The organism is Beduini sp. (genome assembly GCF_047239305.1).
In the GTDB taxonomy this organism is placed as follows: Bacteria; Bacillota_I; Bacilli_A; order Erysipelotrichales; family Coprobacillaceae; genus Beduini.
On the sequence record NZ_JBKTEM010000001.1, the window covers coordinates 604230 to 629183 of the forward strand.

The window sequence follows — 24954 nt, forward strand, 5'->3', positions numbered from 1 at the left end:
ATACATAAACCAAAATAAATAAGCAAATACCCTGATTAAAAAATTGGCGTATGTCTTATTTTAACAAAATCGTGACTTTTGTCAACTATAGGATAACATCTTATCCTTTTTTACATATACTAAGTAAGAGGAGGTAAAACAATGAATAACTACCCACCGCAATATCCATTTTACGGCTATAACGCGCCCTACTATCCAAGTCAAATGAACATGTCAATGAATCCGATGCAATATCAAAATCCGATGATGCCAATGTCACCGATCAAAAAAAGTCTGATTCCATTCAACATGCAAACTACATTACGAACGGCTCAAAAAGCCATTACGACATTTAATCAAGTCATTCCTGTCATTTATCAAGTACGACCGATAGTAAGCAACGCCAAAACCGCTTTTAGAGTGATCAAAGCGGTCAAGCAGATGGACCTCGACCCATCTTTTGACCAAGAGATCGACGATGCATTAAAAAATGTCACCGATGAAGACACGCAGTTTGAAAATATGCTATAATCTTTCTGAGGTGATGAAATGAAAGTATTTAAAGTCGTTCCTCGCGGCTATTGCCAAGGGGTTGTTAACGCAATTAAGATCGCAAAATCTACCCGTCAGCAATACCCTGATCAACCGATCTATATTTTAGGAATGATCGTGCATAATCAGTTTATCGTTGACGCCTTAAATAAAATCGGGATCCGCACCATTGACTGCAAAGGAAAATCCCGTCTGGAGCTATTAGATGAAATTGACTCCGGAGTCGTGATTATCACGGCACATGGTGCTGGTCAAAATGTCTTTGAAAAAGCAAAGCAGAAAGGTTTGATCGTAGTCGATTCTACATGTAAGGATGTCATCAAGACTCATGAATTAATCTCACACTCTCTAAACATGGGACAAGATATTCTTTACATTGGAAAACAGGGTCACCCTGAAGCAGAAGGCGCTTTGGCCATTAATCCTATGCGTATCCATTTGATCCAAAATCAAGAGGATATTGAACGCCTTGAAAACAAGGAACAGCATTATGTTGTGACAAACCAAACAACGATGAGCATGTGGGATGTGCAGATGCTTTCACACTATGCCGCAACGCAATTACCCCATGTTGAAATCATGAAAGAAACCTGTAACGCTACAACGATCCGCCAGCAGGCGATGGCAGCTTTACCAGAAGATGTCGATTTTCTTTATGTTGTAGGAGATCCTCATTCCAACAATACCACTCGTTTAGCGAATATAGCGAAAGAAAAGAAAGATATTCCTGTACGATTGATAGAAAGCGTTGAAGATATTTGTTTAGATGATTTAAAAGGCAGACAGCATATTGCAGTGACTGCCGGTGCGTCTACTCCTACCTATCTAACCAATATGGTGATTGATTATCTTGAACAACTGGAGATGGAAAACCCTGCAACTTACAAGCTGCCTGTAATCGATGCAGAGAAGATTTTAAATTAGTACCAATTCGTTGGTACTTTTTTAATATAAAAAGGCAGTTACTCCTAAGAGTAATTGCCTCTTCTTTATTTTTCGTCAATACCGCAAGGACGCATCCCCGCTGACTGCATTATTTTATTTTCTTCGATATGCTGATAAATACCATAGCCACCTGCAATATTTTTGCATATATAGCCATTTTGACTTAGAATACGACATGCCAAATAACTTCTCAGTCCACTTTGACAGTATACTTGAATATCTTTATCCCGATCAATTTCTGATAGGCGGTCTCGCAGTTCATCAAGAGGGATATGCAAAGCATTAGGGAAATGTCCGCGTTGATATTCTAAAATAGTTCTTGTATCTAAAATAATAGTCTTTTCATCATCCTTGATGTCTGACCAGTGCATTTGTTTTACCTTATCTGTCAATATATTTTCAATGACAAACCCAATCATGTTAATGGGATCTTTGGCAGAAGAAAATGGCGGTGCATAAGCCAAGTCTAATTCTGTTAAATCATAAGCGGTCATCTTTGCCCGAATGGCTGTCGCCAAAACGTCAATTCGCTTATCCACCCCATCATAGCCAATTATCTGTCCGCCTAGTATCGTGCCATCTTTCTTATCAAACAAAACCTTTAGATACATATTTTTAGCGTTTGGATAATAAGCAGCATGACTTGAAGAGGTGATAATCACATAATCATAGTCAATTTTTGCTGTCTGTGCTTCTTTTTCATTCAGTCCAGTTGTCGCAATATGCATATCAAACAATTTTAAAATAGAAGACCCTTGACTGCCCTTATAGAGATGATCAATTCCACATATATGATCTGCTGCAATACGCCCTTGTTTATTCGCCGGTCCCGCTAAAGAAATGAGACTATCTGTTTGGGTAATAAAATGCTTCACTTCAACCGCATCCCCAACTGCATAAATATCATTGACATTCGTCTGCATATGGGCATTAACTTTAATAGCACCTTTTATCCCAAGATCAATCCCAGCAGTTTTTGCCAGCTGACTATCCGGCTGTACCCCTACTGCCATAAGAATCATATCACAGGCTATCTCTTTTTGATGATCCAGCACCGCTATTGTTTCATTTTCTTTTTTGAGAATCTTGGTCAATGATGTCCCCAACAATAATTCAATGTCTTGATTTTTGATATAATTTTGTACAATGGCAGCCATATCTTTGTCTAAAGGAGCCAAAATCTGATCCATTAGCTGAACAATCGTGACATCAATTCCTTTTTCTTTAAGATTTTCTGCCATCTCTAAGCCTATAAAACCTGCTCCAACGACAACTGCTTTTTTTACTTCATGATCTTTTAGATAGTCATCTATCTTAAAAGTATCTTCTACCGTACGCAATGTAAAAACATTCTCCAATGTGATCCCGGTAATGGGTGGTAAAACTGCCTTTGCTCCCGGAGAAAGAATCAGTTTGTCATAACTTTCCTGATAGGTCGTATGATCTTCAAGCTTATGAATCGTCACTTTCTTTTCTAAAGCATTGATTCTTGTTACTTCTTGATGGACACGAACATCAATGCGAAATCGATTATAAAAAGATTCCGGTGTCTGCAAAGTCAATGCTTTTTTATCTGTAATACTCCCCCCAATATAGTAAGGAAGTCCGCAGTTCGCATAAGAAATATATCCGCTTCTTTCCACCATGATAATTTCCATTTTTTCATCTAAACGGCGTAATCGAGCCGCTGCTGTTGCACCGCCAGCAACTCCGCCAACAATCACTACTTTCATCTTGCTCATCCTTCCTGTAAAGTTTTTTTACTTTTATAAATCCCGCCAATATTTATTAAATCAGTATACCCCATTTTAGATAGCTGCTGTACTGCCACTGAACTTCTTGCTCCGCTATGGCAGAAAACATATAGGGGTTGATCCTTTTTAATATCAATCGTATCCATTTTATCTAAAGGTACATTCTTACTGTTTCTCAAATGTCCCGCCTTAAACTCCTCGCTTGATCTTACATCCAGCAAAACAATATCTTTTTCATAGGCTTCATCAACATAGTCATCAAACGTCTTCTTTTTTCTAAAAAACATTTTCTTTACTCCTTTCTAATCCTCTTGACAATACATTACTTTTAACACTTTAATCACTTCAATAATTCGCTGATCACTGATTCGATAATAAACATTTAATCCTTTTTTATCGCTTTCTATAAATCCCGCCAATCTCAATGCTGAAAGATGCTGAGATAAAGCCGGTAAAGTAATATCGTTTATTTTTTCTCCTAATTCACCGACAGAATATTCTCCTTCTTCTAATATACAAAGAATCATTAAGCGGTTAGCATTAGCAATTATTTTTAATATGGATGCAACTTCTTTAGCCTTCATTTCCATAGTGAGTACCTCCTTTTTTTAATTTACAGATTGCCTGTGTCATAGTTCCCATCGGGCAGTACACACACCAGCTGCGCGGTCTGTATAAAAGCATCGTTATAAAACCTAAGAGACTCGATGTCAGCATAATACTGTACATGCCAAAAGCAAACTGTGCGAATCCCCAAGAAGAATTAGTCCCATGAAAAGCAAATTGCCAAGGAATCTTGAAGGTCCATAATAACGTCACTACTTCTTTTAGGTTTTGTGTTCCCGAAAATACTTGAACTGTGGAGACGATCATCAGAATAAACATAGTCATAAAGAACACTAAAAAGCTATTTCTAAACCACAATGATGATAAAAATCTAGGCGGTGTAATATGTCGAGATAATTTTAGTTTGTTTCCCAATAGTTCAAATAGCTGTCCTCTTCCACAATAGCGATTGCAAAAAAGCTTTCCCCCGCCAAAAATCGAAATAAATAAGGGGACGATGAATTCAATCATCCCTAACCAAGCAAATAAAATATTAAACATTCCTAAAAACAAATAAACGGGTGTATAAATCCATAAATAGTCATACCAGTGTTTCTTCTTATTCATGTGATCCCCTCGCTGCTTTATCTATAATGCCTGCCGGACACGTCTTTACACACAAACCACAGCCAATACATAACGACTCATCAACGACAGCTTTAATTCCATTTTCAACCTTGATGGCGCTCTTAGGACAGACTTTCATACATGCCCCACATGCAACACATCTTTTTCCAACTACAGCAATAAATTTACTCATAATTCCCTCCTCATATTTTAGTATATGCTTAATTACTTAAATTGTCAACGCAGCAGACTTATAAATAAAAAAAGACTCCCGGAGGAGTCTAATTATTTTTTTATCTTTGTTTCCCTTTATTATTTTTTCTAGCTGCTTCTGATTTCATTTTTCTTTTTAACCCAGGTTTTACATAAAACTCTCTTTTACGAGCTTCAGCTAGGGTTCCTGTTCTAGAAACTTGTCTTTTGAAACGACGTAATGCATCATCTAGTGATTCATTTTCACGTACTACTGTCTTAGCCATTTGAACTTCCCCCCCATCTGTCTTACTAACACAACATGTATTATACTATCCTTGACATGAAAAATCAATATATAATTTAATAAGTTTCACCATTTTCTGCTTTTTTAGTCATTAAAGAAACACCTGAAGAGGTTCCGATTCTTGTTGCGCCTAATTCAATCATTTTAATCATCGTATCATAGTCTCTCACTCCCCCTGAAGCTTTGACATCCATGTCTCCTACCGTTTCTTTCATCAGTTTTACTGCTTCAAATGTCGCTCCTCTAGTTGAGAACCCGGTTGACGTTTTAACAAATGTCGCTTTTGCTTTTTTAGCTAACTGACATGCACGAATGATTTCCTCATCAGTTAACAGACATGTTTCGATAATCACTTTTACGGTATGTCCTTTTGCAGCCTCAACGACAGCTTTAATCTCTTCATACACCATTTCATCCTGATGATCTTTTAAAGCGCCAATATTAATGACCATATCAATTTCATCAGCCCCATTGCTCAAAGCGTCTTTTGTTTCGAACACCTTAACGGCTGTTGTATTGGCACCTAACGGGAATCCGATAACAGTACACACCAACACATTTGTATCAGCTAAACGCTGATGAGCATGTGCCACCCAAGTTGGATTGACACAAACAGAAGCAAAATCATATTCAATTGCTTCATCAATTAAACGATCGATTTGTGATGCTAAGGCATCTTGTTTTAATAATGTATGATCGATATATTTATTATAATTCATAGTCTTCTTCTCCTCCATAGACTTCTTCAATTGCATTTAATAATGCTTGTTTATCTCCAATATAAGGAATTGGTCCTCGACGTTTATACATCGTTTGTTCTTCTCCCTTTCCTAATATCAGAATAATATCATTTGGATTGGCAATTTCTACAGCCTGATAAATAGCCGTTTCACGATCTGTAATCACCACATTTTTAGTCTTTTTAATTCCTTTTTTTATTTGTTCGCAGATTTCTTCGGTGTCTTCATCACGTGGATCTTCTTCCGTTAAAATAATATGATCACAGTAGTGGTCTGCGATTTCGCCAAGAACCTGACGTTTTTTAAATTCACGTTTGCCGACACTGCCGAAAACTGCAATGATTCTTCCCTCACCGACTACTTTAGACGCATATGACAAGACTTGTTCATAGTGCTGCGGACTATGTCCGTTATCGACAAAAGCATGGAATTTATGTTCGGTTTCTACATACTCTAAACGTCCTTCAATATTATTAACCCCTTCAATTGCCTCGATCGCCTGTTCAATTGTGAACCCGATCTGCAGCAGGGCAAGGATTGCCGCTAAAATATGATAGATATTAAACTGTCCGATCAAAGATGTTTTGACAGGATATGTATACCCTTCATATAAAACCTCAAACAAGGTTTCTCTTAGCTTTAATACGATCTTTGTTGCTTGAATATCAGCAGTATGTTCAATTCCAAACGATAACACATGTGCTTTTGTCAGTGTTGAAATACGATTAAACATTTCCTCATCATCACGATTTACGATCGCAATGGCATCGCTGCGCAGTCCTTCAAATAATTTTAATTTCGCTTTCACATAGTTATCCATGCTGCCATGAAAATCCAAATGCTCCGGTGACAAATTGGTAAAAATTGCCATATCAAAATCGACCCCAGCTACTCTCCCCAATGCCAATCCATGTGACGAGACCTCTAAACAAGCTCCCTGAATTCCGGCATTGACCATCTTTCTAAGATGCTCTTGAAGAAAAATAATCTCCGGAGTAGTAAATTCGCATTCACACGTTTCCTTATTAAATAATACATGATGCGTCCCAATGTAGCCAAATGGCATTATCTTTTTAGCGATTTGGTAAATCAGCATTGAAACAATCGTTTTTCCATTCGTTCCGGTAACTCCGATCATATTTAACTGCTGACTAGGATCATCATAAAACTTGCAAGCTACTTCATTTAGACATTTTAGTGTATCCTTTACTTGATAATAGACAATATCTTTATTTTTAACTGAGACGTCTTTAGAGTGAACGATACAGACTGCCCCCTTATAAATAGCCTCTTCAATGAACTGATGGCCGTTAACTGACAATCCATCTAAACAAAAGAAAATAGAATTAGGGCGTACTTTTCGAGAATCACTGTGAATCGATTCTATCGCTAAATCACTATCTATCGGCAATAATTGATTTAATTTTTTCATAGGCGTTCTCCTTCAAGCACTTCCCCTGTGATCCCTAAAACACTGGCTTCTTTAATTACAACCGGCACAACCTGACCAATCCATTTCGGATCCGCTTTAGCAATGACCTTTAAATAATTACCGGCATGTCCGATCAAGTGTTCTTCATCAAAAGCTTCTTCAAAAATAACATCAACAGTTTTATCAATAAACTTTTTAGCGTAATTGACATGCAGCTTTTTAGAAAGATCGATCAATGCTTTCACGCGTTCATTCTTAACCGCTTCATCGACTTGACCATCCATTGCCGCCGCTGGGGTATTTCTTCTTTTTGAATAAGGAAAGACATGCAGTTCACTATAGCCTACCTGTTGGATAAATGCATACGTTTCATCAAATTCCTCTTGTGTTTCCTGCGGAAACCCTACGATAACATCGGTCGTAAAGGCAATGTCCGGCAAGACAGAACGAATTTGTTCAATCTTTTCTAAATACTGCGCACACGTATACTTACGGCGCATTCTTTTTAACACACCATCACTTCCTGATTGTAATGGAACATGCAGATGATCCACAATAATAGAATTATTTTTGATTAAATCTATTACTTCATCTGTAATCTGATTAATTTCGATAGAAGAAATACGCAGACGCTTTAATCCCTTTGTTTGTTCGACTAAATCCACCAGCAGATCATAGAAACGATAATGCTTTAAATCGATGCCGTAAGCTCCGGTATGAATCCCTGTTAAAACAATTTCCACAAAGCCATGATCGACAAGGGTTTGAGCCTGTTTCAAAACACTTTCCGGTTTACGTGAGCGTACCAATCCCCTAGCATAAGGAATGATGCAGTACGTACAAAAATTATTGCAGCCGTCTTGGATTTTCAAGAAAGCACGGGTATTTTCAGTAAAAACATCAACATCTAATTCTTCAAATTCTTTTTCCTTCATGACATCGCTGATCTTTGTAATTCTTTGTTTACTTTTTATATGATCTTCAACTAAATCTACGATTTGATGACGGAACTGAGTACCTAAGATAATATCAACCCCTTCAATCGCTTCAATATCGCTAGGAGCTACCTGTGCGTAGCACCCTACAACACAAACGACTGCCTCGGGATTTTTACGGATTGCACGGCGTATGATCTGACGTGATTTACTATCTCCGGTATTCGTTACCGTACAGGTATTGATGACATAAACATCCGCTACCTCTTTAAAAGAAATCTTGTGATAATCGTGTGCTTCAAATAAGCGCACAATTGCCTCCGATTCGTACGTATTCACTTTGCAGCCTAAAGTATGAATAGCAAATGTTTTCATATTAACCTCCTAAAAACTTCTTCTTTAACTTCATATAAACCTTTTTACTGATAAACTGATGATCCTGCAAATATTCTAGCAAAACCTCTTCTTTTTGATGCTGATACAGTGTCACTATTTCTCTCAGTTCTATCATTTCCGGAATTTTCTTACTATATTTATCAACGAGAATACACTGATCTGTAAAGACCTTATCAGATTCATTAAACACATAGATGGATTTAAAATCTTCTAAATAGAGATAATGCTCATTCTCAAAGGATTTTATCCAAATAAAATCACAGAAGCCATTCTTCAGCACTTCAATTCCATACAGTTCAATCGGATCTTTTAGATTCTTCAGCTGTTCTTCTACGATATCTTTATTCTGTTTCAGCAATAAAAACTGATAATCCTCACAAAAACGATGATTCAGTTCACTGTCAAAGCAGGGAAGCAGGATCAGCTGATCCCCAACATTAAAATGAGGTAAACAATCCAAGTCCGTCATCAGTTCACCATGCAGTAAAATTTGACGTTGCTGATAGCTCATGGCATTCCACAACTCTCCATTTTCGTTTACATTTAACAAATAGATGCCAAACAAGGCTTCTTTATTTAGCATAGAATGAAGATAAACGAGTGTTGCCTGCAGCTGATATTCATTTTTATAAACAGGCTGAATATGATTCTTTTTAAGCAGTGTACTATTTTCCTCAATGAAACGATAGCTCGCTAATTTTTTTATAACGGGATGCATCCCGTATTTGTTTAATCCTTTGACTAACTGCATATCTGATCCTCTATCCTAACTCTAGTGCGTATCCAATGGCACTTAACAAATATAACGGTGCTGTTTCGCTCCTTAAAATGCGTTTTCCTAATGAGCAGGGAACAACCCCCATCTTTTCTAATTCATCAATTTCACTTTGCTCAAAACCACCCTCGCAGCCCACAATAATAGTGATTGTATCACCATTATGCACCTGAGACAAGACCTCTTTTAGCCTAGACATCTCATTTTGTTTCGCATTTTCTTCATAAGCAACTAAATTATGATCTCCTAGATATGATGCTACTTCTGAGAGTTTAATCAAAGGAGCAATCTTCGGTATTTGATTTCGATAGGACTGTTCTGCCGCTTCCTTTAAAATTTTATTGAATCGCTGATATTTTTTATTGAAAGTTTCGCGATCTGTTTTAACGATACAGCGTTTCGATAAAAGCGGAATAATACAGGTCACACCCAATTCACATGCTTTTTGCAGAACAAACTCAAATTTATCGCTTTTAGGCAGTGCATAAATCAGGTTTACCTTAACCGGCAGTTCGCAGTCCTGCATAAGTTCTTCCATCACTTCTATTCGTCCGATTTCGATATTCATGATCCGACAAAGAAAAACCTGTTGTTTTTCATTAATGCAAACAATCTCATCGCCATCATGCATACGCATCACCTTTTTCATGTGATGATGATCCTCTTTTTCAATTATAAACTGTGATTCATCAAAATTTTTAACAAAATACCTTTGCATTTTACTCCTCCTTAGTTGAATTCATTTTATCATAAAAAAAAAGGGAACGCTACTTTTAGATGTAACTCCCTATATTTTGAATATAGACATATTCCCCATTTTCGCCGTTAAGATCCATGCGATACCATTCATAATCGCCATAATAATCATCGCTTTGAATAAAGAGATATTCTCCCTGCAGCTGTAGACTGTACCCTGTTTCCTCATCACTAAGCACTTGATTATCAAGTCCGTTTGTCTTCATATTGATGACCTCATTTGAATCATTCAAATAATAAATCTGATCTTGATTAACTATTAAGTTATTTGATACTTCACGATTCAAACGGGTGCTGACCTGTGTGTCACCGGTTAAATCCATCGTATAAATAAAACCTGAATTTCCATCGATATAATAAAGCGCATCTTCCTGACAAACTAAATTGATCACTCTGCCTTGTTTGATCATCTTCATTTCCTTTGTTGTTGTATCATACGCTTTAATGGCATCTGCTGTTGAAAAATACAATAAATTTCCAACTAGCTGCAAATTATAGCTAGCTTCATTATTGATCTGAACAGTCTCATTTGTACTCATATTATAATGGAAAATACTTTCGTTGTTCTGATCACTTTGATAGTAAATATCCTGTCCGTATACACGCACATAATAAGCATCTTCTTCTAATACGGTGGTGACTTCCTTTGTCGCTAAATCCATTTTAAATGTATAGTTATTTTTATATGTGTCTTTAAAATATAGATAACCTTCATGCACTTGCAGATCCCCACAGCTTCCGGTGTAGATCACTTCATTTCTACTCATGTTTTTATCAAACTTAGCAATATTTCCATCATCATTTACCATATAAATGGATTCTCCATCATCTGTGATATAACCGCCGCCGTTTAGGTTACTGATGGTGAGATCATCGCCTTTGCCAAGAATATAATCCCCATTTATTTCTTTATAATCATATTTTTCAGGTTTATGTGTTGTGTAGGAATCGCTATTATAATAGTTATCCTTCGATGAAGAAGGGTTCGCTGTTAATTTAAACACAGCTAATAAAATCAACACAACGATTAAGATTATCCAAACGACAACATTGCGATTCGCTTGGTGCTGTTCAAACACTGGAACACGATCCGTGACACGACTTACGGATTGTGGACGTGCTTCTACTTTCATCCCACAATGAGGACAATATTTATCATTTTCAGTCAATTCTGTATCACAAAAACGACATTTCATCTTATTTATCACCTCATAAGCTATTCTATCATATTTTTTTAAGAAAGTATTAAAAATATATAAAAATAGTATTTTCCCATATTTTTAATTTACTTTCACTAAATCTTATCAGGAAATCACTTCCTGCTTTAACATGATAAATAGGAATAGACTACTGGCAATGAAATATTTTTTACTTATGTCTTTTCGTTAATCCTTCTTACAACTTACACGCTTTAATAATAAATGTAACCAGCAGCATTTTGGCTTCAAAGCTGTGACTCCTAAAACATCACTGCCAATCGTATCCCAAAAATCACCATTTGTTTGATGTGCTGTATTTTTATCTAAATCTAGAGTTTTTGCTTCCATGGCTTGATGACCGCCTATATTCGATTTAATTGAGAGGCTGTATTTAAAAAGGTAATCTCACCATTTTTTGTTAAAGTGATTCCTTTTTTTACTAAAATTTCTTCAAGAACATTGCTGATATATAGCATCATCTATTACTAATATCGTTTTCAAAATGATTCCTCCGTCTTATCATGCTTATCACCTTTTATAATTTATCTGTTATGCTTATCAATGATAATATAAGACAAAAATAGCGATGTATAGTTATTTTGTCTTATTAAGACATCTCTGCATTTCTTATTGGTATCCAAATTTCAATGATTGAATCTTTTCTATTCCAATGAAAACGCTGATCGTATTTTTCAAAATGAATACAATCCTCTTTTAGTGGATGAAAGTTTGTATAAGGCAAAATATCTTGATAGATTTTACCATAAGTCTCATAAATCCTGTTCATGGATCCACAATGTTCTACTACCAAATACCAATGAGCCCTGATCTCTTTTAAACTAAAACCACTTGGAACTTCACCTTGAAATGGAATTGCACAGAAATAAAACAACTGACCATTCTTTCGTTCCATAAAGGCATATTTGAGCCAATTGCCAGATTGTGACAGATGTTCTTTCTTAAGATTCCTATTAAAAATTCGCCAAAACCGTGTACTGATTTCAATATTTTTTCTTTGATTTTGCGTCAATTCTACTTCTTGTCCAATCACTAAAAACGTTTCTAATTTACGCAAAGTATAGTTCATTTTCCCCTCCAAATAAGAAGTCATATTCTTACTCTACAAACCATTAACCTTTATACTATATAAATAATTACTTGTATTTACTTACCACTATCGCAATTTAAGCGTTAATCACGACGGATTAATATCCCTTTCATGCCCTGAGTTTCATTGTGCGTTTGGTAAATAATTTCCATTTCCTCTGAAGTACACCCGATTAGTATCTTTATTTCTGAATCCTTTTTTAAAAGATCAACGATGCAAATAACCGCATCTATGGTTTTCTCTGGTTTTGATCCCATCCAGACATCAATGCCGCCACCATCCATGGATGCAGTCTCTTTCAGATAACCATAATCCACTTTATACAATAAATCCGGATATTTAGGATGAACAGATCCTTTTGGACGATCGATCACAATTTCACTGTTATCTACTAATTGTTCCAAAGCTTCCCAAAACGGTACATTATTTTCATTCATGGTTTACACTCCTTTATATTTGTTTAGTAAAACTGCATGACTGTAATCTCTTATTTGTCAATACATCTCTTAATGCTTGTATAGATTCTTCTAAAATATAAATTTCCAGCTTTACCGCCTTATTTAGAACTAGTAAACATGAACATTCCATGTTCAAATGTATTATTTTGATCTGTGTATTCATCAATCACACGTTTCCAAAACAAATAAGCTTTTTCACTTCCATATGACGGTGATACTTCCCAATTTCCTTTAAACAGATTGAAACATTCTACAGCTGCTGTTTTCCCAATCTTATTTCGGCGATATTTAGGAATCACCATAAATTCAGCAATACAGTGTCCTGTTTCAAATTGCTGCAGCTGCCTATTCACCATGATAAATCCGACTATTTTTCTAGTTTCTTTATCTCTTATAAAATAAGCGGAAGCATCACTATTTGTAAAATAATCATCAAATCCTTCATATTCAAAAAGAGCTTTTTCATTCATTTCATTAAAATCACTGATACTTTCTTCAAATAATGAATACTGAAGCAGTCTGTAACATATGTCTTTATCTTTTCTTTCTGCCAATTCTAATATAATTTCCATTTTCTTACCTCAATCTATTATTCAATACCCTTTTAAAGAGCTCTACTTTATTGTTCATTAGCAAAACCCGCAATAACCAATACATAATCTAAATAATCTCCGGCAAAGCGATCTTTACTGTCATTGAATCGGCTTTGATCCAATTTAAATCCGACACTTTCATACATTCGCCAAGAGGTTATTGACGGATTCGATGAATCGCTTCTTTAAGCTGGTATTTTCCAAAACCACTTCCTTTGTATTTTGTTTTTATACAGTTATGTCCTACAATAACCGATTTTGGTTTATTTCTTGAATCTCATGAAACAAATCCGATTGTTTCACCAGCAATGGTGGTGATAAATCCACAACTATCTGCAATCACTAAATGATTAAAGAAAAAGTCGTCAAATTCTTGCCAGTCTTTCTCCCAATGCTGTTGGCATTGAATATCAAAAGAATAAGCATCTGTAAGCAGTTCAAAAAGAATTCCTCGTTTAAATTGGCTTATTTTTTTAAATTCCAATTTCATTCCTATCTCCCCTATGTATAAGATAACAACAATATATCACCCTTGTTTATTGAATTTAAATTATTATATTCGATCATCTACATTGGCTTCAAATTTTTTTCTAAACGACCAATCATCCAGGCTTTGCGTTTTGCCTGTCCTGCTTCTGTTTTAGCATCTAAATAAGCACGCGTATACGTCTTTTGCACAGAAGGTGACATCGCTTTAAAATGAACATATGCCAGTTCATTTTCTTTCAATAGTTCAGCAACCATCATAATCTGTTCCTGTGTCACAGCAGAAGGTTGAGCTGCTTTATCCCATTGTCCGTTCTTTTTTGCTTCTTCAATTTTTGATTTGCCTAGCTCCGTCATTCTGCCTGATTTTTCCAGACTTTGTGCCAATGCTTTATTCTTTTTTGACCATTTGCTCTCTTTTTGTCGAATAGAAAAATATTTCATGTAAGATGTATCATCGATACGCTTCATCAGTCCATCGATCCAGCCAAAGCAAAGTGCCTCTTCCAATGCTTCACTCGCTTTTAATGTTTGAGACGTTTTCCCCTTGCCAAATAACAGCCAAACACCTTGACTATCTAAACAATGCTTAGTCAGCCAATTTCTAAATTCATCACGTGTTTTAAAATGCAGTGGATCATTCATTAAATTTTCTCCTTTTTATTATTTTATTAAAGACAGTTCAAACTCATTTTTCACACAGAATCCATCAATAATATTTCATTCCTTAGTTCTAAGGATAAACATCGTTCCATGGTTTCGCAAAAAAATCGCTATGAACAGATCTGCGTTAGCTTCCAATACATCATGATCTAATTGTTTTCCTTTCTTACTTCAACATTATTGGATCGGTTTTCCAATATGCTTTTCTTTTCGCCATTGCGGAATATCTCCATCTTCTCCCCAATATTCATCCATCAAGATAATCTTTTCATCTTTAAGTTGTATAAAAGAAACAACATGAAACGACAAGGGCTTATTTAAAGCATAAACATGGGTAGCGGTAATAATCAAATCTCCCATTCTTTCTGCACGCTCTACTTTTCCGCTCCATTGATCAGGATACTCACAATTTGCCCGAATGAATTCTTCTAAAGTAAAATGTTCATTCGTATCATGCCAGTTAATATGTGCCCCTTCATGAAAAAAGGTTCTCATCTTCACTGCATCCTGTTTTAATGTTGCTTCCCAAAAATCATAAATATTCATTGCATTCTCCTCCATTATTTTAAAATGTTATATTAAATATTTTAAGCAGTTCCTTTTGTGTAATGTTATACTTTGTAAGGTTCTTTGTATTTCATTAGATTATCATAAATTTCTTCATTCGTTTGGCTTTCATATCATAAACAGCGGTTATTAATTTAAGTGTATCATAGATCCTTAGTAAATTCCATGTTTAGGTCGTTTACTATTTTAAGCAGAAAAAAAGGGAGACAAATCTCCCTTATTGCACCTCAATAACAAACTGACCATTCTCAACATCAATAGCGACTTTAGAATTCGGTACGATTGCTCCTTCGATAATTTTCTTTGCTACCAATGTTTCAATATACGTTTGGATATAACGCTGCAATGGTCTTGCACCATATTGATAATCATAGCCATTATCCATGATAAACTGTTTTGCCTGATCACTGACTGATAATTGAATATTTTGATCACTTAAACGTTTTTCCAATTGATGAATGAATTTATCAATTACTTTATAGATGACGCTTTGATCTAATGAATTAAAGAGTACGATCTCATCAATACGATTCAGCAATTCAGGTTTGAAGTAAGACCTTAACTCACCCATCACTAAATCTTGATTTTCTTTTGTATTTCCGTCTAATAAATAATTTGAACCAATATTTGATGTCATGATAATGATTGTATTTTTGAAGCTGACTACTTTTCCTTTTGAATCGGTAATACGTCCGTCATCTAATACCTGAAGTAAAATATTGAATACATCCGGATGGGCTTTTTCGATTTCATCCAGCAAGACGATGGAATAAGGATTGCGGCGTACCGCCTCGGTTAATTGTCCGCCTTCTTCGTATCCTACATATCCTGGAGGTGCTCCTAATAAACGAGAGACGCTGTATTTCTCCATATATTCAGACATATCAATTCGTACAATATGTTTTTCACTGTCAAACAACTGTTCTGCCAATGCTTTAGCGACTTCTGTTTTTCCTACCCCAGTTGGTCCTAAGAACAAGAAGGATCCAATCGGTTTGCTTTCATCACGAATCCCCGCTCTTGAACGCAGGATAGCATTGGTTACTTTCTCTAAAGCCTGATCCTGACCGATAACACGCTGTGCAAGCACTTCACCTAATGTCAGTATCTTTTCTCTTTCAGACTGCTGCAATTTGCTGACTGGAATATGTGTCCATTTTGAAATAACTTCCGCTACCGTTTCTTCGGTTACTTTTTCTTGTAGTAAGTAGTCCTCTTTATTGGTACTTTCTAAAGCTTCGATTTTCTTTTCAATCGCTGGCAGCTCTTCGTATTTGATACGTGATGCTTTTTCAAAATCAGATTCCAGTTCATACTGTTCCTGCTGCAGCTGAAGTTTAGAACGTTGATCCTTTAATGCCTTCGCTTCTTCAAGCTGTTTCTTTTCTTCCTGCCATTTTGACAACAGTACTTTCTCTTTTTCATCCAATGAAGCGATCTTTTGTTTAATATCGTCCAAACGTTCTTTGTTTTTTTCACTCGTATCTTTTTCAATAGATATTCTTTCCATCTCTAAACGGTTCTTTTCACGGGTAATCGTATCTAATTCCTGCGGCAGAGAATCGATTTCCATACGGATCGTTGCACAAGCCTCATCAATAAGATCAATCGCTTTATCCGGTAGGAAACGATCTGTGATATAACGTTCTGACAGATTGGCTGCGGCAACTAATGAACTATCACTGATCTGAACTCCGTGATGCGTTTCAAAACCATTTTTAAGTCCTCTTAAAATAGCAATCGTGTCATCAATGCCAGGTTCATCTACCATTACCTTTTGGAAACGTCTTTCCAAAGCAGCATCCTTTTCTATATACATACGATATTCATCCAATGTAGTTGCCCCGATACAATGCAGTTCTCCTCTTGCAAGCATTGGTTTTAATAGGTTGGCTGCATCCATAGCACCATCGGTCTTACCGGCACCAACTAACTGATGAATTTCATCAATAAACAAAATGATGTTTCCCTCAGCTTTTTGAATTTCATTTAAAACAGCTTTTAATCTCTCTTCAAACTCACCGCGATATTTTGCTCCGGCTACCAAAGCTCCTAAATCCAATTCATAAACCGTCTTATTTTGTAATGAAATAGGTACGTCATTTTTATAAATACGCCAAGCTAACCCTTCAACAATGGCAGTTTTACCTACCCCAGGTTCACCGATCAAAATTGGATTGTTTTTAGTTTTACGTGATAATATTTGGATCACACGACGAATTTCTTCATCACGCCCGATAATAACATCGATCTTTCCATCTTTTACTTCTGAAGTAAGATCACGTCCATATTTGGTTAATACTTCATATTGATTTTCTGGGTTTTGATTATTCACTGTATTTGTCCCCCTTATCTCTTTAATTGCCTTCAATACTTCGGCTTTATCCATTTTCGTTTCTTCTAAGAACTCTTTTACAGTATGTGACTGAGTATCATATAATGCAATAATAATATGTTCAACAGACAGATATTCATCTTTCAATTGGTTCTGCACTTTCAATGCATTTTGAAATAATGTATTTAAATCATAAGAAATCCGCATCTCTTCCTGAGTTGTCCGAACCTGTGGCAGCAGCTTCAATTTCTGATCCAAGTAAGCCATAGCTAAATTCTTATCTAAGTTCAGCTTTTCAAAAATACGTGGCAGCATACCGCTGCTATCTTCCAATAATACTTTTAGTAAATGTAAGATATCGACAATTTGATTCGATGAATTCAAGGCTAACTGAAAAGCCTTCGAAACAGCTTCCTGCATCTTATGCGTCATTTTTTCTATATCCATGTTATCACTCCTTAGCACTCTTTTATCCTAAGTGCTAATTTTATTATAGCACTATTCTTAGCACTGTCAATAGGAAAGTGCTAAAATATCTAATATTACATATTTAGCATGGGCAGAAATAAATGAATCATTCCCAAAACAAAAAAAGAATGCAGCGCATTCTATTTTACCGGATAATATTGATCGATCAATTCCTGTGCTACTGATTTTGAAAATTCAGACAAAGCACACAAACACAACACCATGACTAAGCGATCCTCATCTTGAGCCAAGTTTAACTTTTCATCTCTTAAAATAGTATCAATAGCAACAGCCATGACTTCTTTTTTATCCTCTTTCAATTCTAAATAATGATCATATATATGACTTAAATCGACATTATTCTCATCGGACAGCTTATATATTGGTTGTAGGATCCGCTTAATCTCTTCTATTGACAGCGTATTCTTTAAAGAATAGATAATCAGCATCTGAATAATGTGATCTTTAGAATATTTTTTTCCTTTAATAGGTTTTAAAATTCCCTGTTTACTATAGTTATTCACCATAGTCTTCGTTAAAATCTTATCTTTTTCATTTCTTTTATTATTGCCTAGTTCCTGATCCAGCAAAGTAATGATCTGATCGATATAAAGATCTAATGAAGGAATTGCATCCGCATGCACATCACTTCTCTGTAAGATTTTATGTACGATTTCAGTAAATCCATCTGTCATTGTTTTGCCCTCCCTATGTACATTCTATATTAAACAGTTTTTAAAATCAATATTTTAATTGACTAATACACATATGATGATATAATAACTTCATAAAGTAGTTCTGAAAACTACATTCATTTATTTAAGGGGGATTATTTTATGAAATTTTATGATCGGGCACAGGATCCCATTAGTTTTTTAACCCATTTTATAGGAGCGATTTTTGCCGTAGTGGGAACAGCGGTCGTCGTTATCAGTCAATGGCTGCGTCATGGATCGTTATCTTCAATCCTGTCCGTTCTCGTCTTTGGCTTATCTATGATGGCACTTTACAGTGCCAGCAGTATTTATCACTATGTAAGAGAAGATGCGCCTTCTAAATTACGTTTAAGAAAACTTGATCATGCGATGATTTACATCCTCATTGTAGGTTCTTATACGCCACTCTGCTTAGCCTATATGGATGATCCGCGATTATTTCTAGGAGTGATTTGGTCTGTCGCCATCCTTGGCATTATTATTAAAATGATTTGGATGGATGCTCCGCGCTGGCTGTCAACCGTATTTTATTTAGGCTTAGGCTGGTCGATCTTGTTTGATGTCAGCATTTTAACTTCAATGAGTACCGCCTGTGTCACACTGATTGCCATCGGAGGCATCAGCTATAGCATCGGAGCTATTATTTATATTATTAAAAAACCAAACTTTACAGAACGTTTTGGGTTTCATGAGTTATTTCATATATTCATTATGATTGGCACTTTCTTTCATTTCATTGCCATTGCATTATACATTTAAACACCTGCGGGTGTTTTTTATTTTAAACTAATTACAACTCAGACCAATAAAAAAAGACAAGTATTTAGCTCGTCATTCATTTATTCCTTTACAGATCTTTTTAGTCCTTGATCCCGATAGGTCGTATCGTTTAATGCTTTTAAATGATATTCACCATCATATTCAATAATGGTTACCGAACAATTTTCAATACCACGATCTAATAATTCGATATTAAAATCCTGGGGCACCATTTCCTTTAGAATTGCCATAATAGTTAAACCATGTGTCGTTACTAAGACATTGCCATTTTCATGAAGCGATGTGATTTCATCAAAGAAAGAACGGACTCTTTCACGTACCATCGTTTCATTTTCACCGCCGTCTTTTACCCAGCCTATTTTAATCGCGGTTTCAAAATCCCCGTTAAAAGGCTTCATCAGCACTTCGTTTTTTTCCCCCTCCAGCATGCCAAAATTAAATTCCTTTAGGCGTTTATCAATCGTTAAAGGAATTTTCCGATTTTGAATAATAGCATTAGCGGTATCATATGCACGTTCACTGATGGAGGTGTATGCATGACTAAACAAAACATCATGCAATCCTATCCCGGCACCGATTGCCTGATTGATTCCGGTCTGAGTTAAAGGTGAATCACACCATCCCTGTACCATATCTTTTTGATTAAAAATAGTTTGTCCATGACGAACAATATAAAAGCTTATCATATCTTTCCTCCTAAAAAAGAGAACGATGCGTTCTCTTTTGTGTTTATGCTGAAAATTTAGTTAGAATCCATAAACAAATTAAAACAACACCAAACAATGCCCATTTGATTCTGTCGCTTTTGCTCATTAATTCTTTCTTTTTCGTTTTTTCTTCAAATTCTTCATGATTCTGCTTACGTATTTCATTACGTTTTTCTCTTTTTGTTGCCAAACTATATTCCCCCTTTATTATTCGACTGCACAACAATCACATCATTTGTTATTTCTATTTCACAAGTCTCGTTACATATCTCATTGGAAACACATAACGGATCATTGTTTTTCAACAAATACTGATCTAACGGATAAACGCATCCTTTAATTGTAATATAGGTATCCTGATCTGTAAAAAAAGATAGATAGCGATACCCCTGTTTATGTATGCAGTGTTTGCCTGCTTTTAATAAATAAATCTTATTTTGTTCATCCAAGATAGTTAAAGAATGATCCCGATATTTTTTAAGCATACACAGTACCGCTAGGAAATGATCCAGTCTTCCCCCTGTCACTCCATACAACACGATATCATTATACCCGTTTGATAATAAATATTCAATCGCTATTGCCGTATCTGTCTCATCTTTTTGCTGAGGCAATTGTATATTTTTAATCTTCTTTAAACAGTTTTTATCCTTTAGTGAATCGTAATCTCCAACTACAACCATTGGCATGATTCCTTGTGACAGCAATGTCTCTACACCGCCATCCACCCCAATATAAGGTAAATTGGGATCTAATGTCATTTGTGTCGGTGCAGCTCCAACTAATCCTGCTTTCATTTTAACGACTCGATTGCTTTTTTTGTATTCTCATGTTTAAAGATATAGCTTCCTGCTACTAAAACATCAGCTCCGGCAGCTTGACATTGCTTTCCGGTTTCTTCATTGATTCCGCCATCCACTTCAATCAAGCATTGAATTTTATCCTGATCAATCCAGTTTCGGAGTGTTTTTATTTTATCAACCGCATTTAACATAAAGGATTGTCCGCCAAATCCCGGTTCTACACTCATCACCAAGACTAAGTCTAAATCAGATAATAATGGGCGAATGGCTTCGACACTTGTATTGGGTTTGATGCTGATGCCGGCTTTAATTCCTTGATCTTTTATTTTAGTGATCGCTGTTTTTATTTGATCAAGACTGTCATAAGACTCATAGTGAAACGTAATAAGATCTGCTCCTGCCTTGATGAAATCATCTAAATATTTGTTTGGATCACTGATCATCAAATGAACATCTAAAAATAAATCTGTGACTTTTCTAACATCGCTTAAAATACTATAGCCAAACGAAATATTAGGCACGAAATGTCCATCCATTACATCATAATGAAGCCAGCTTGCACCGCCTTCTTCTATTTTTTTAATATCTGTTTTTAAATCAGCAAAATTGGCTGATAAAACTGAAGGTGAAATAATCATTAGTATTTTTCCTTTCTATTCTTGATTTCATTTAAAAACTGTAAGTAATGCTGGTAACGTGATTGAGCAATTTCTCCTGCTTCAACCGCTTCTTTAACCCTGCAATGAGGTTCTGAATCGTGCAGACACTCCCTAAATTTACACTGTGCTGACAATTCGGCAAAATCATGATAGGCAGTGGCCGCTTCTTCTTTGCTCATCTCTAATTCGAGTGAGGAAAAGCCAGGGGTATCAGCTACCAGTCCGCCAAGAATTTTCACTAATTCCACATGGCGAGTAGTATGCCGCCCTCGCCCTAAGGCTTTAGAAATTTCACTGGTTTCTAAATTCAAATGAATATTCAAGGCATTCAGCAGCGTTGATTTCCCTACTCCGCTTTGTCCGGTAATGACACTTTCTTTTCCTTTGAATACCTCCTGAATCTCTTCTAAGCCACTCTCATCTTTTGCACTCAGCAAATGAATCTCATAGCCACTTTTACGATAGTTTTCAATATCCTTTAATAAAGGATCATCAGAATCGATCAAATCCGCTTTAGTAATACATATCACCGGTTTAATTTTTGAAGATTCAATCAACAAGAGAAATTTATCCAACAGAAGCGTTGAAAAATCCGGTTCTTTTGCCGATACGACAATGATCGCCTGATCGATATTGCTGATTGGCGGGCGTACCAAAAAGTTACGTCGCTCTTTTACTTCCATAATATACCCGGCAGTTTTGTTTTCTATTTGAAAGACTACTTCATCTCCTACTAATGGTTTAAAATCAATATTTCTAAATTTTCCTCGTGCACGGCACTCATAAATCATCTCATCGCTTTGCACATAGTAAAATCCGGATAAAGCTTTTATAATCTTTCCTTCTGGCATAGTTTTCTCCTTTATTGATTCGTCGTCGGTGTATCGGTATTCGGTTTATCGCTTGGGGTTTCCGTCTGCCCATTTCCCGGTGTAGTTGTATTTCCATTATTATTCTGTCCGTTATTGCTGCTTCCGTCGCTATTATTTCCGTTGTTTGTGCCATTATCATCGTCATCATCAGGATCTTCGGCTGGAAGATCAGGCTTCTTATCATAATAATCGAGCGTAATAGCTTCACCTTTTTTATGAACGACTGTTCCGGCGCTTAATGATTGTCCTTCTACGACATTAATCTTCATATTTTGAATCTGATAAATTGCTGTAGGGGCAGGTAAAACATTCAACGTCACAAAAAAGCCCTGACTTTCTAAGTTTGCTTTTGCGCTAAAGACATCCATTCCTAAATAATTCTCTACTTTGATGGATAATCCGCTTGAAACTTTCAGCGTGATAATTTTATTAGGCGCATCCGGTACAATCTTTTGTCCTTCATCAATGGATTGCGAAATAACGGTTCCTTCGGCTTCCTCGCTCTCCTGTTCGATCACATTGACAACCATACCCATATCATCTAATTCTTTTTTAGCGGTATCAATATTTTTCCCAATATAATTCCCAATTAAAATATATTTTCCTTTTGAAACCGTCAATCGCACTTCTGATTTTTCTTTGACCTCTTTACCTGATGACGGATTAACTGCAACAACATGGTTTTCTTCATATTCATCAGAAACAGTATAGCTAATTAAATCTGAAACAACTAAATTATTTTTTTCCAATTCTGCTTTAGCTTCTTCTAATGTTTTTCCAACGACATTGGGAATTTCTATCAGCTTTTCTTTTTTCCCAAAAGGATTTGCCATCACCACATAAAGTCCGACAACAAAAAGAATCACGGCAACCATTCCTGCATAAGCTGCCATTTTCATTTGCTTTTTCTTTTTAGCTTTTTTATCCTCTTCACTTACCACCGGTTCTGCCGCAGGGATTTCCGACTGGCTGTAAAATTCCTCGTTTCCAACCACAATCGTTGTATCATCATCTTCCTGACTGATAAACGTTATTTTTTCATCGTTTGGATGATCTAAAGCCTGTTTTAAATCCTCCAGCATTAAATTTGCATTCTGATAGCGATTCTCGACATTTTTAGCGGTTGCCTTGATAATGATGTTTTCCACAGATTGATAAATAGTCGGGTTGATCTCACGTACTGACGGTAATTCTTCCCGCATATGTTTTAACGCTATATTGACTGGTGATTCACCATTAAAAGGAACCTGTCCGACTAATAACTCATAAAACATGATTCCTAATGAATAAATATCGCTTTGAATCGTTGCTTTTTCTCCACGGGCAATTTCCGGGGCTAAGTAATGCAAAGAACCCATAATCGTATCAGCCTTCGTTACATTGGTTACGGTTTGAATTGAAGCAATCCCGAAATCGGCGATTTTAGCGATGCCGCCATTAGTCACTAAAATATTTTGCGGTTTTAAATCACGATGGATAATGCCGCATTTATGAGCGGCTGCTACTCCGGCAGCGACTTGTTTCATCACATCGATCGCTTCTGCCATATGTAAGGCACCACGCTTAAAAATAAGTTCCTTTAATGTCTGACCAGAAACATATTCCATGACAATGTAATATTTGCCGTTTTCTTCTCCCACATCATAAATTTCAACGATATTCTTATTGCTTAATGTTGCTGCAGCGCTGGCTTCACGCTTAAAGCGCTGAACATATATTGGATCTTCGGCTAATACCTCACGCAATATTTTAACCGCGACTTCGCGTTTTAAAATCAGATCTTCTGCCAGATAGACATCTGCCATTCCACCTTGACCGATGATCGCTTTGATTTCATAACGGTCATCAATGATTCTATTTTGATTTGGCATTAAGGTCGCCTCCTTCCACTTCAATCAATGCAACACTGATATTGTCACTTCCGTTTTGCTTCAATGCCAACTGGATCAGACAGTGACATTTATTTGCCACTGTCCCCTTGCTCATGACAATCTCTCTGATTTGTTCATCACTCACAGCATTATATAAGCCGTCACTACATAGCAGTAAATAACCTGGCTTTAAGCTGTACTCTTGAATAAACACTTCGATTTTTTCATTAATTCCGACCGCTTTCATCAAAACATTGCGTTTTGGATGAAATTTGGCTTCTTCTTTAGAGATTACCCCCGATTTGATCAGTTCATTCACAAACGTATCATCATCTGTCAGCTGAGTAATTTCATGATGAATATGATAGCAGCGGCTGTCTCCGATATTACCGACATATACTTTATCCTGATAAATCAGCGCTACGACAATCGTTGTTCCCATTCCGGCATGCAAAGGTGAGGTTTGAGCTTGTCTTTTGGTGACTTGATTTGCTTCTTTAATCGCATCCTGCAGCCATGACTTGGCTTCTTCGCTTGAAATAAAACCCGGCATCATTTTAAAACAATCCACGAGATATTCACAAACGATCTTGGAAGCAAGTTCACCCGAATTATGACCGCCCATGCCGTCACAAACTAAAGCCAGCAATTGTCCGCCGCGTGTGTTGACAATCGCCACCTTATCCTGATTGGATGTACGTCTTCCTATATTTGTCTCATCAAATACTTTCAT

Annotated in this window: 31 protein-coding genes; 3 read left to right on the top strand and 28 right to left on the bottom strand. The window is 36.2% G+C overall.

Going from position 1 to position 24954, the window contains the following annotated elements; genetic code table 11:
• Positions 1–141 precede the first annotated feature (141 nt).
• Entirely contained in the window at positions 142–510 is a 369-nt protein-coding gene (locus tag ACLRVU_RS03080; protein WP_412890645.1) for a hypothetical protein, read from the top strand.
• A gap of 18 nt (positions 511–528) precedes the next feature.
• Entirely contained in the window at positions 529–1455 is a 927-nt protein-coding gene (gene ispH, locus ACLRVU_RS03085) for a 4-hydroxy-3-methylbut-2-enyl diphosphate reductase (protein ID WP_412890646.1), read from the top strand.
• A gap of 65 nt (positions 1456–1520) precedes the next feature.
• Here the strand turns inward: ispH and ACLRVU_RS03090 are convergent, their stop codons facing one another.
• The 21 genes from ACLRVU_RS03090 to ACLRVU_RS03190 form a co-directional block, all read right to left on the bottom strand.
• Positions 1521–3209 (bottom strand): CoA-disulfide reductase, encoded by a 1689-nt coding sequence (locus ACLRVU_RS03090; RefSeq protein WP_412890647.1) that lies wholly within the window; start codon positions 3207–3209, stop codon positions 1521–1523.
• A 5-nt stretch (positions 3210–3214) separates the two neighbouring features.
• Positions 3215–3517: a rhodanese-like domain-containing protein gene (locus ACLRVU_RS03095; RefSeq protein WP_412890648.1), complete on the bottom strand. Its 303-nt coding sequence runs from the start codon at positions 3515–3517 to the stop codon at positions 3215–3217.
• 15 nt (positions 3518–3532) lie between these two features.
• On the bottom strand, positions 3533–3820 hold the full coding sequence (locus tag ACLRVU_RS03100) for an ArsR/SmtB family transcription factor (protein WP_412890649.1): 288 nt from the start codon (positions 3818–3820) through the stop codon (positions 3533–3535).
• On the bottom strand, positions 3804–4403 hold the full coding sequence (locus ACLRVU_RS03105; protein WP_412890650.1) for a 4Fe-4S binding protein: 600 nt from the start codon (positions 4401–4403) through the stop codon (positions 3804–3806). The genes ACLRVU_RS03100 and ACLRVU_RS03105 overlap by 17 nt, the downstream gene beginning before the upstream one ends.
• A complete protein-coding gene (locus ACLRVU_RS03110; protein WP_412890651.1) occupies positions 4396–4596 on the bottom strand; it encodes a 4Fe-4S binding protein in 201 nt (66 codons plus the stop codon). The genes ACLRVU_RS03105 and ACLRVU_RS03110 overlap by 8 nt, the downstream gene beginning before the upstream one ends.
• A 100-nt stretch (positions 4597–4696) precedes the next feature.
• Positions 4697–4882, bottom strand: a complete 186-nt coding sequence (gene rpsU / locus ACLRVU_RS03115) for a 30S ribosomal protein S21 (RefSeq protein WP_041139156.1) — start codon at positions 4880–4882, stop codon at positions 4697–4699.
• Between the two features lie 76 nt (positions 4883–4958).
• Positions 4959–5621 (bottom strand): deoxyribose-phosphate aldolase, encoded by a 663-nt coding sequence (gene deoC / locus ACLRVU_RS03120; RefSeq protein ID WP_412890652.1) that lies wholly within the window; start codon positions 5619–5621, stop codon positions 4959–4961.
• Complete coding sequence (locus ACLRVU_RS03125; protein WP_412890653.1) at positions 5611–7074, bottom strand: UDP-N-acetylmuramoyl-L-alanyl-D-glutamate--2,6-diaminopimelate ligase; 1464 nt, start codon at positions 7072–7074, stop codon at positions 5611–5613. Before ACLRVU_RS03125 ends, deoC begins: the two co-directional genes overlap by 11 nt.
• On the bottom strand, positions 7071–8384 hold the full coding sequence (gene mtaB / locus ACLRVU_RS03130) for a tRNA (N(6)-L-threonylcarbamoyladenosine(37)-C(2))-methylthiotransferase MtaB (RefSeq protein ID WP_412890654.1): 1314 nt from the start codon (positions 8382–8384) through the stop codon (positions 7071–7073). Before mtaB ends, ACLRVU_RS03125 begins: the two co-directional genes overlap by 4 nt.
• Before the next feature lies 1 nt (position 8385).
• On the bottom strand, positions 8386–9156 hold the full coding sequence (locus ACLRVU_RS03135) for a hypothetical protein (RefSeq protein WP_412890655.1): 771 nt from the start codon (positions 9154–9156) through the stop codon (positions 8386–8388).
• 10 nt (positions 9157–9166) lie between these two features.
• The gene (locus tag ACLRVU_RS03140) at positions 9167–9898 is read right to left on the bottom strand and encodes an RsmE family RNA methyltransferase (protein ID WP_412890656.1); all 732 of its coding nucleotides are present in this window, start codon (positions 9896–9898) and stop codon (positions 9167–9169) included.
• Between the two features lie 55 nt (positions 9899–9953).
• The gene (locus tag ACLRVU_RS03145; RefSeq protein ID WP_412890657.1) at positions 9954–11132 is read right to left on the bottom strand and encodes a DUF5050 domain-containing protein; all 1179 of its coding nucleotides are present in this window, start codon (positions 11130–11132) and stop codon (positions 9954–9956) included.
• A gap of 189 nt (positions 11133–11321) precedes the next feature.
• Positions 11322–11483, bottom strand: a complete 162-nt coding sequence (locus tag ACLRVU_RS03150) for a hypothetical protein (protein ID WP_412890658.1) — start codon at positions 11481–11483, stop codon at positions 11322–11324.
• Positions 11484–11742: 259 nt separating this feature from the next.
• Positions 11743–12222 carry a GyrI-like domain-containing protein gene (locus ACLRVU_RS03155; RefSeq protein WP_412890659.1) on the bottom strand — a complete coding sequence of 160 codons (480 nt, stop codon included), beginning with the start codon at positions 12220–12222 and terminating at the stop codon, positions 11743–11745.
• Between the two features lie 104 nt (positions 12223–12326).
• Entirely contained in the window at positions 12327–12680 is a 354-nt protein-coding gene (locus tag ACLRVU_RS03160; protein ID WP_412890660.1) for an Inorganic pyrophosphatase, read from the bottom strand.
• Positions 12681–12799: 119 nt separating this feature from the next.
• Positions 12800–13273, bottom strand: coding sequence for a GNAT family N-acetyltransferase (locus tag ACLRVU_RS03165; protein ID WP_412890661.1), 474 nt, complete (start codon positions 13271–13273; stop codon positions 12800–12802).
• A gap of 298 nt (positions 13274–13571) precedes the next feature.
• Complete coding sequence (locus tag ACLRVU_RS03170; protein ID WP_412890662.1) at positions 13572–13784, bottom strand: hypothetical protein; 213 nt, start codon at positions 13782–13784, stop codon at positions 13572–13574.
• A gap of 77 nt (positions 13785–13861) precedes the next feature.
• The gene (locus ACLRVU_RS03175; protein WP_412890663.1) at positions 13862–14425 is read right to left on the bottom strand and encodes a YdeI/OmpD-associated family protein; all 564 of its coding nucleotides are present in this window, start codon (positions 14423–14425) and stop codon (positions 13862–13864) included.
• Between the two features lie 195 nt (positions 14426–14620).
• On the bottom strand, positions 14621–14989 hold the full coding sequence (locus ACLRVU_RS03180; RefSeq protein WP_412890664.1) for a nuclear transport factor 2 family protein: 369 nt from the start codon (positions 14987–14989) through the stop codon (positions 14621–14623).
• Between the two features lie 238 nt (positions 14990–15227).
• On the bottom strand, positions 15228–17792 hold the full coding sequence (locus ACLRVU_RS03185) for an ATP-dependent Clp protease ATP-binding subunit (protein WP_412890665.1): 2565 nt from the start codon (positions 17790–17792) through the stop codon (positions 15228–15230).
• Between the two features lie 161 nt (positions 17793–17953).
• Positions 17954–18508 (bottom strand): DUF1836 domain-containing protein, encoded by a 555-nt coding sequence (locus ACLRVU_RS03190; RefSeq protein WP_412890666.1) that lies wholly within the window; start codon positions 18506–18508, stop codon positions 17954–17956.
• A 141-nt stretch (positions 18509–18649) separates the two neighbouring features.
• Here ACLRVU_RS03190 and trhA point away from each other — a divergent pair, with 141 nt between their 5' ends.
• Entirely contained in the window at positions 18650–19288 is a 639-nt protein-coding gene (gene trhA, locus ACLRVU_RS03195; protein ID WP_147549121.1) for a PAQR family membrane homeostasis protein TrhA, read from the top strand.
• A gap of 80 nt (positions 19289–19368) precedes the next feature.
• Here the strand turns inward: trhA and ACLRVU_RS03200 are convergent, their stop codons facing one another.
• Genes ACLRVU_RS03200 through ACLRVU_RS03230 form a run of 7 tightly spaced genes read right to left on the bottom strand, consistent with a single transcriptional unit; the run spans position 19369 to position 24954 of the window.
• Positions 19369–19995, bottom strand: coding sequence for a histidine phosphatase family protein (locus ACLRVU_RS03200; protein WP_412890667.1), 627 nt, complete (start codon positions 19993–19995; stop codon positions 19369–19371).
• A 43-nt stretch (positions 19996–20038) separates the two neighbouring features.
• Positions 20039–20206 carry a hypothetical protein gene (locus ACLRVU_RS03205; protein WP_412096995.1) on the bottom strand — a complete coding sequence of 56 codons (168 nt, stop codon included), beginning with the start codon at positions 20204–20206 and terminating at the stop codon, positions 20039–20041.
• A 1-nt stretch (position 20207) separates the two neighbouring features.
• Complete coding sequence (locus tag ACLRVU_RS03210; RefSeq protein ID WP_147549125.1) at positions 20208–20813, bottom strand: thiamine diphosphokinase; 606 nt, start codon at positions 20811–20813, stop codon at positions 20208–20210.
• Positions 20810–21457 (bottom strand): ribulose-phosphate 3-epimerase, encoded by a 648-nt coding sequence (rpe, locus tag ACLRVU_RS03215; RefSeq protein WP_412890668.1) that lies wholly within the window; start codon positions 21455–21457, stop codon positions 20810–20812. Before rpe ends, ACLRVU_RS03210 begins: the two co-directional genes overlap by 4 nt.
• Entirely contained in the window at positions 21457–22329 is an 873-nt protein-coding gene (rsgA, locus tag ACLRVU_RS03220; protein ID WP_412890669.1) for a ribosome small subunit-dependent GTPase A, read from the bottom strand. Before rsgA ends, rpe begins: the two co-directional genes overlap by 1 nt.
• An 11-nt stretch (positions 22330–22340) precedes the next feature.
• Positions 22341–24221 (bottom strand): Stk1 family PASTA domain-containing Ser/Thr kinase, encoded by a 1881-nt coding sequence (gene pknB / locus ACLRVU_RS03225; RefSeq protein ID WP_412890670.1) that lies wholly within the window; start codon positions 24219–24221, stop codon positions 22341–22343.
• Positions 24205–24954, bottom strand: a complete 750-nt coding sequence (locus tag ACLRVU_RS03230; RefSeq protein ID WP_412890671.1) for a Stp1/IreP family PP2C-type Ser/Thr phosphatase — start codon at positions 24952–24954, stop codon at positions 24205–24207. Before ACLRVU_RS03230 ends, pknB begins: the two co-directional genes overlap by 17 nt.

Bases quoted from the DNA above. Each gene is read 5' to 3' on its own strand.
- ACLRVU_RS03080 (WP_412890645.1), top strand. From the start codon at position 142: ATGAATAACTACCCACCGCAATATCCATTTTACGGCTATAACGCGCCC.
- ispH (WP_412890646.1), top strand. From the start codon at position 529: ATGAAAGTATTTAAAGTCGTTCCTCGCGGCTATTGCCAAGGGGTTGTT.
- ACLRVU_RS03090 (WP_412890647.1), bottom strand. From the start codon at position 3,209: ATGAAAGTAGTGATTGTTGGCGGAGTTGCTGGCGGTGCAACAGCAGCG.
- ACLRVU_RS03095 (WP_412890648.1), bottom strand. From the start codon at position 3,517: ATGTTTTTTAGAAAAAAGAAGACGTTTGATGACTATGTTGATGAAGCC.
- ACLRVU_RS03100 (WP_412890649.1), bottom strand. From the start codon at position 3,820: ATGGAAATGAAGGCTAAAGAAGTTGCATCCATATTAAAAATAATTGCT.
- ACLRVU_RS03105 (WP_412890650.1), bottom strand. From the start codon at position 4,403: ATGAATAAGAAGAAACACTGGTATGACTATTTATGGATTTATACACCC.
- ACLRVU_RS03110 (WP_412890651.1), bottom strand. From the start codon at position 4,596: ATGAGTAAATTTATTGCTGTAGTTGGAAAAAGATGTGTTGCATGTGGG.
- rpsU (WP_041139156.1), bottom strand. From the start codon at position 4,882: ATGGCTAAGACAGTAGTACGTGAAAATGAATCACTAGATGATGCATTA.
- deoC (WP_412890652.1), bottom strand. From the start codon at position 5,621: ATGAATTATAATAAATATATCGATCATACATTATTAAAACAAGATGCC.
- ACLRVU_RS03125 (WP_412890653.1), bottom strand. From the start codon at position 7,074: ATGAAAAAATTAAATCAATTATTGCCGATAGATAGTGATTTAGCGATA.
- mtaB (WP_412890654.1), bottom strand. From the start codon at position 8,384: ATGAAAACATTTGCTATTCATACTTTAGGCTGCAAAGTGAATACGTAC.
- ACLRVU_RS03135 (WP_412890655.1), bottom strand. From the start codon at position 9,156: ATGCAGTTAGTCAAAGGATTAAACAAATACGGGATGCATCCCGTTATA.
- ACLRVU_RS03140 (WP_412890656.1), bottom strand. From the start codon at position 9,898: ATGCAAAGGTATTTTGTTAAAAATTTTGATGAATCACAGTTTATAATT.
- ACLRVU_RS03145 (WP_412890657.1), bottom strand. From the start codon at position 11,132: ATGAAATGTCGTTTTTGTGATACAGAATTGACTGAAAATGATAAATAT.
- ACLRVU_RS03150 (WP_412890658.1), bottom strand. From the start codon at position 11,483: ATGGAAGCAAAAACTCTAGATTTAGATAAAAATACAGCACATCAAACA.
- ACLRVU_RS03155 (WP_412890659.1), bottom strand. From the start codon at position 12,222: ATGAACTATACTTTGCGTAAATTAGAAACGTTTTTAGTGATTGGACAA.
- ACLRVU_RS03160 (WP_412890660.1), bottom strand. From the start codon at position 12,680: ATGAATGAAAATAATGTACCGTTTTGGGAAGCTTTGGAACAATTAGTA.
- ACLRVU_RS03165 (WP_412890661.1), bottom strand. From the start codon at position 13,273: ATGGAAATTATATTAGAATTGGCAGAAAGAAAAGATAAAGACATATGT.
- ACLRVU_RS03170 (WP_412890662.1), bottom strand. From the start codon at position 13,784: ATGAAATTGGAATTTAAAAAAATAAGCCAATTTAAACGAGGAATTCTT.
- ACLRVU_RS03175 (WP_412890663.1), bottom strand. From the start codon at position 14,425: ATGAATGATCCACTGCATTTTAAAACACGTGATGAATTTAGAAATTGG.
- ACLRVU_RS03180 (WP_412890664.1), bottom strand. From the start codon at position 14,989: ATGAATATTTATGATTTTTGGGAAGCAACATTAAAACAGGATGCAGTG.
- ACLRVU_RS03185 (WP_412890665.1), bottom strand. From the start codon at position 17,792: ATGGATATAGAAAAAATGACGCATAAGATGCAGGAAGCTGTTTCGAAG.
- ACLRVU_RS03190 (WP_412890666.1), bottom strand. From the start codon at position 18,508: ATGACAGATGGATTTACTGAAATCGTACATAAAATCTTACAGAGAAGT.
- trhA (WP_147549121.1), top strand. From the start codon at position 18,650: ATGAAATTTTATGATCGGGCACAGGATCCCATTAGTTTTTTAACCCAT.
- ACLRVU_RS03200 (WP_412890667.1), bottom strand. From the start codon at position 19,995: ATGATAAGCTTTTATATTGTTCGTCATGGACAAACTATTTTTAATCAA.
- ACLRVU_RS03210 (WP_147549125.1), bottom strand. From the start codon at position 20,813: ATGAAAGCAGGATTAGTTGGAGCTGCACCGACACAAATGACATTAGAT.
- rpe (WP_412890668.1), bottom strand. From the start codon at position 21,457: ATGATTATTTCACCTTCAGTTTTATCAGCCAATTTTGCTGATTTAAAA.
- rsgA (WP_412890669.1), bottom strand. From the start codon at position 22,329: ATGCCAGAAGGAAAGATTATAAAAGCTTTATCCGGATTTTACTATGTG.
- pknB (WP_412890670.1), bottom strand. From the start codon at position 24,221: ATGCCAAATCAAAATAGAATCATTGATGACCGTTATGAAATCAAAGCG.
- ACLRVU_RS03230 (WP_412890671.1), bottom strand. From the start codon at position 24,954: ATGAAAGTATTTGATGAGACAAATATAGGAAGACGTACATCCAATCAG.